Source organism: Curtobacterium sp. NPDC089185 (genome assembly GCF_040685235.1).
GTDB classification, from domain to species: domain Bacteria; phylum Actinomycetota; class Actinomycetes; order Actinomycetales; family Microbacteriaceae; genus Curtobacterium; species Curtobacterium citri.
Genome location: NZ_JBFBHK010000035.1, coordinates 1 through 5,080 on the forward strand (window position 1 = coordinate 1; position 5,080 = coordinate 5,080).

2 rRNA genes are annotated in these 5,080 nt (G+C 55.9%); both read right to left on the bottom strand.

Features of this window, described 5'->3' with window-relative positions:
- Window positions 1-12: 12 nt before the first annotated feature.
- Window positions 13-3,140 (bottom strand): 23S ribosomal RNA (locus tag AB0N84_RS16290).
- Window positions 3,141-3,553: 413 nt separating this feature from the next.
- Window positions 3,554-5,075: ribosomal RNA gene (locus tag AB0N84_RS16295) — 16S ribosomal RNA — on the bottom strand.
- Together the 16S and 23S rRNA genes form the textbook arrangement of a ribosomal RNA operon.
- Between the last annotated feature and the right edge of the window lie 5 nt (window positions 5,076-5,080).

A 5,080-nucleotide genomic window follows, 5' to 3' on the forward strand; every position in this document is an offset into this window, starting at 1 on the left:
GGAAATAGTTGTGTTGTCAAGTCTTCGGCTTATTAGTACCGGTCAGCTCCACGGGTCGTTAGTCCCCGCTTCCACATCCGGCCTATCAACCCAGTAGTCTGCTGGGAGCCTCTCACACTCAAGGTGCATGGAAATCTCATCTCGAAGACGGCTTCCCGCTTAGATGCTTTCAGCGGTTATCCGGTCCGAACGTAGCTAATCAGCGGTGCCCTTGGCAGAACAACTGACACACCAGAGGTTCGTCCATCCCGGTCCTCTCGTACTAGGGATAGATCTTCTCAAATTTCCAACGCGCGCAGCGGATAGGGACCGAACTGTCTCACGACGTTCTAAACCCAGCTCGCGTACCGCTTTAATGGGCGAACAGCCCAACCCTTGGGACCTACTCCAGCCCCAGGATGCGACGAGCCGACATCGAGGTGCCAAACCATGCCGTCGATATGGACTCTTGGGCAAGATCAGCCTGTTATCCCCGAGGTACCTTTTATCCGTTGAGCGACAGCGCTTCCACAAGCCACTGCCGGATCACTAGTCCCGACTTTCGTCCCTGCTCGACCTGTCAGTCTCACAGTCAAGCTCCCTTGTGCACTTACACTCGCCACCTGATTGCCAACCAGGTTGAGGGAACCTTTGGGCGCCTCCGTTACTCTTTGGGAGGCAACCGCCCCAGTTAAACTACCCATCAGGCACTGTCCATGAACCCGATCAGGGTCCTACGTTAGACATCCAAAGTGACCAGAGTGGTATTTCAACAATGACTCCACGAACACTAGCGTGCCCGCTTCACAGTCTCCCACCTATCCTACACAAGCCACTCCGAACACCAATACCAAACTGTAGTAAAGGTCACGGGGTCTTTCCGTCCTGCTGCGCGTAACGAGCATCTTTACTCGTAGTGCAATTTCGCCGAGTTCGCGGTTGAGACAGCTGGGAAGTCGTTACGCCATTCGTGCAGGTCGGAACTTACCCGACAAGGAATTTCGCTACCTTAGGATGGTTATAGTTACCACCGCCGTTTACTGGGGCTTAAATTCAGAGCTTCGCCCGAGGGCTAACCCTTCCTCTTAACCTTCCAGCACCGGGCAGGCGTCAGTCCGTATACATCGTCTTGCGACTTCGCACGGACCTGTGTTTTTAGTAAACAGTCGCTTCCCACTGGTCTCTGCGGCCTTCAACGCTCAACGAAGCAAGTCCGTATCACGTGTCCGGCCCCCCTTCTCCCGAAGTTACGGGGGCATTTTGCCGAGTTCCTTAACCACGATTCTCTCGATCTCCTTGGTATTCTCTACCTGACCACCTGAGTCGGTTTCGGGTACGGGCGGCTGCAACCTCGCGTCGATGCTTTTCTCGGCAGCATAGGATCACTGATTTCCCCTTACGGGTACGCGTCGGGTCTCAGGCATGCAGACGACGGATTTGCCTATCGTCAGCCCTACACCCTTACACCAGGTTCACCTTACGGATACCATCGCCTGGCTCAGCTACCTTCCTGCGTCACACCTGTTCATACGCTAGCCGCACCAGCATGGGGTCGAGCGTTAGACCGGACACCATCACCCCGAAGGGATCCGGTGAGCCGGGTTAGGACTCTTAGCACCACTGGATTAGCTTGGGCGGTTGTTCGCCGGTACGGGAATATCAACCCGTTGTCCATCGACTACGCCTGTCGGCCTCGCCTTAGGTCCCGACTTACCCAGGGCGGATTAACCTGGCCCTGGAACCCTTGGTCTTTCGGAGGACGGGTTTCTCACCCGTCTTTCGCTACTCATGCCTGCATTCTCACTCGTGTAGCGTCCACGGCTGGATCACTCCGCCGCTTCACTCGCCACACGACGCTCTCCTACCACTCCGCACGACTGAACCACGAAGGCTTGTCTGTGTGCGAAATCTACAACTTCGGCGGTGTGCTTGAGCCCCGTTACATTGTCGGCGCGGAATCACTTGACCAGTGAGCTATTACGCACTCTTTCAAGGGTGGCTGCTTCTAAGCCAACCTCCTGGTTGTCTGTGCAACTCCACATCCTTTCCCACTTAGCACACGCTTAGGGGCCTTAGTTGGTAGTCTGGGTTGTTTCCCTCTCGACGATGAAGCTTATCCCCCACCGTCTCACTGCTGCGCTCTCACTCACCGGCATTCGGAGTTTGGCTGACGTCAGTAACCTGTTGAGGCCCATCGGCCATCCAGTAGCTCTACCTCCGGCGAGAAACACGCAACGCTGCACCTAAATGCATTTCGGAGAGAACCAGCTATCACGAAGTTTGATTGGCCTTTCACCCCTATCCACAGCTCATCCCCTCCATTTTCAACTGAAGTGGGTTCGGTCCTCCACGACGTCTTACCGTCGCTTCAACCTGGCCATGGATAGATCACTTCGCTTCGGGTCTAGGACATGCGACTGAATCGCCCTATTCAGACTCGCTTTCGCTACGGCTGCCCCACACGGGTTAACCTCGCCACATATCACTAACTCGCAGGCTCATTCTTCAAAAGGCACGCCGTCACCCCTACAAGGAGGCTCCGACGGTTTGTAAGCAAACGGTTTCAGGTACTATTTCACTCCCCTCCCGGGGTACTTTTCACCTTTCCCTCACGGTACTTGTCCGCTATCGGTCATCTGGGAGTATTTAGGCTTATCAGGTGGTCCTGACAGATTCACACGGGATTTCTCGGGCCCCGTGCTACTTGGGATACACATCCGGCCATAACACCATTTCGTCTACGGGGCTGGCACCCACTACGGCCCGGCTTTCAAACCGGTTCGACTATGATGCGCTGTAACCGTCCCAGTCCGGCAGAACTGAGCGACGTGTCCCACAACCCCGACCATGCAACGCCCGCCGGCTATCACACATGATCGGTTTAGCCTCATCCGCTTTCGCTCGCCACTACTCACGGAATCACATGTTGTTTTCTCTTCCTGTGGGTACTGAGATGTTTCACTTCCCCACGTTCCCTCTACCCGCCCTATATATTCAGGCGGGAGTCACCAGGTCGACAAGTCGCCTGGCGGGGTTTCCCCATTCGGAAATCCTCGGCTCACAGCTCGATTATCAGCTCCCCGAGGCTTATCGCAGATTTCTACGTCCTTCTTCGGCTCCAGATGCCAAGGCATCCACCGTTTGCTCTTAGAAACTTGACCACAAAGATTAAAATTGCGATCGACTCGAACAACAACCACCACGAAGATGATCATCGTCACGAGCGATCTAAGATGCTCGCGTCCACTGTGTAGTTCTCAACATACGATCGGCACCAGCACTCCCCCACCACAACGGTAGGTTCACCCTGGCCCAACGAAGGACCCGTAGGCCCAACCCCCACCAACACTCACGTGTCAACAGGAAGCCTGGTCCCTCAGGACCCAACAACGTGCACCAGCCGACCCGCTCACCCCGACCCGTCCCAACCAGCAAGCTGGCGTACTAGGGCCGGAAGCTACGCTCCCGACTGCACTGTCAATGTTCCACCCATGAGCTACCGGCAACCACGTTCGGGTTGCATCGGCGCCTGAACCAGGTCACCTGCAAGCAGGGCCGGTCAGATGCTCCTTAGAAAGGAGGTGATCCAGCCGCACCTTCCGGTACGGCTACCTTGTTACGACTTAGTCCTAATCACCGATCCCACCTTCGACGGCTCCTTCCACAAGGGTTAGGCCACCGGCTTCGGGTGTTACCGACTTTCATGACTTGACGGGCGGTGTGTACAAGGCCCGGGAACGTATTCACCGCAGCGTTGCTGATCTGCGATTACTAGCGACTCCGACTTCATGAGGTCGAGTTGCAGACCTCAATCCGAACTGAGACCGGCTTTTTGGGATTCGCTCCACCTTACGGTATCGCAGCCCTTTGTACCGGCCATTGTAGCATGCGTGAAGCCCAAGACATAAGGGGCATGATGATTTGACGTCATCCCCACCTTCCTCCGAGTTGACCCCGGCAGTCTCCTATGAGTCCCCGCCATAACGCGCTGGCAACATAGAACGAGGGTTGCGCTCGTTGCGGGACTTAACCCAACATCTCACGACACGAGCTGACGACAACCATGCACCACCTGTACACCGACCACAAGGGGGCGACCATCTCTGGCCGTTTCCGGTGTATGTCAAGCCTTGGTAAGGTTCTTCGCGTTGCATCGAATTAATCCGCATGCTCCGCCGCTTGTGCGGGCCCCCGTCAATTCCTTTGAGTTTTAGCCTTGCGGCCGTACTCCCCAGGCGGGGCGCTTAATGCGTTAGCTACGACACAGAAACCGTGGAAAGGTCCCTACATCTAGCGCCCAACGTTTACGGCGTGGACTACCAGGGTATCTAATCCTGTTCGCTCCCCACGCTTTCGCTCCTCAGCGTCAGTTACGGCCCAGAGATCTGCCTTCGCCATCGGTGTTCCTCCTGATATCTGCGCATTCCACCGCTACACCAGGAATTCCAATCTCCCCTACCGCACTCTAGTCTGCCCGTACCCACTGCAAGCCCGAGGTTGAGCCTCGGGATTTCACAGCAGACGCGACAAACCGCCTACGAGCTCTTTACGCCCAATAATTCCGGACAACGCTTGCACCCTACGTATTACCGCGGCTGCTGGCACGTAGTTAGCCGGTGCTTTTTCTGCAGGTACCGTCACTTTCGCTTCTTCCCTACTAAAAGAGGTTTACAACCCGAAGGCCGTCATCCCTCACGCGGCGTTGCTGCATCAGGCTTTCGCCCATTGTGCAATATTCCCCACTGCTGCCTCCCGTAGGAGTCTGGGCCGTGTCTCAGTCCCAGTGTGGCCGGTCACCCTCTCAGGCCGGCTACCCGTCGTCGCCTTGGTGAGCCATCACCTCACCAACAAGCTGATAGGCCGCGAGTCCATCCCCAACCAAAAAATCTTTCCACCACCAGACCATGCGGCCGGCAGTCGTATCCAGTATTAGACGTCGTTTCCAACGCTTATCCCAGAGTCAGGGGCAGGTTACTCACGTGTTACTCACCCGTTCGCCACTAATCACAGGAGCAAGCTCCTGATCATCGTTCGACTTGCATGTGTTAAGCACGCCGCCAGCGTTCGTCCTGAGCCAGGATCAAACTCTCCGTAAAAAAAT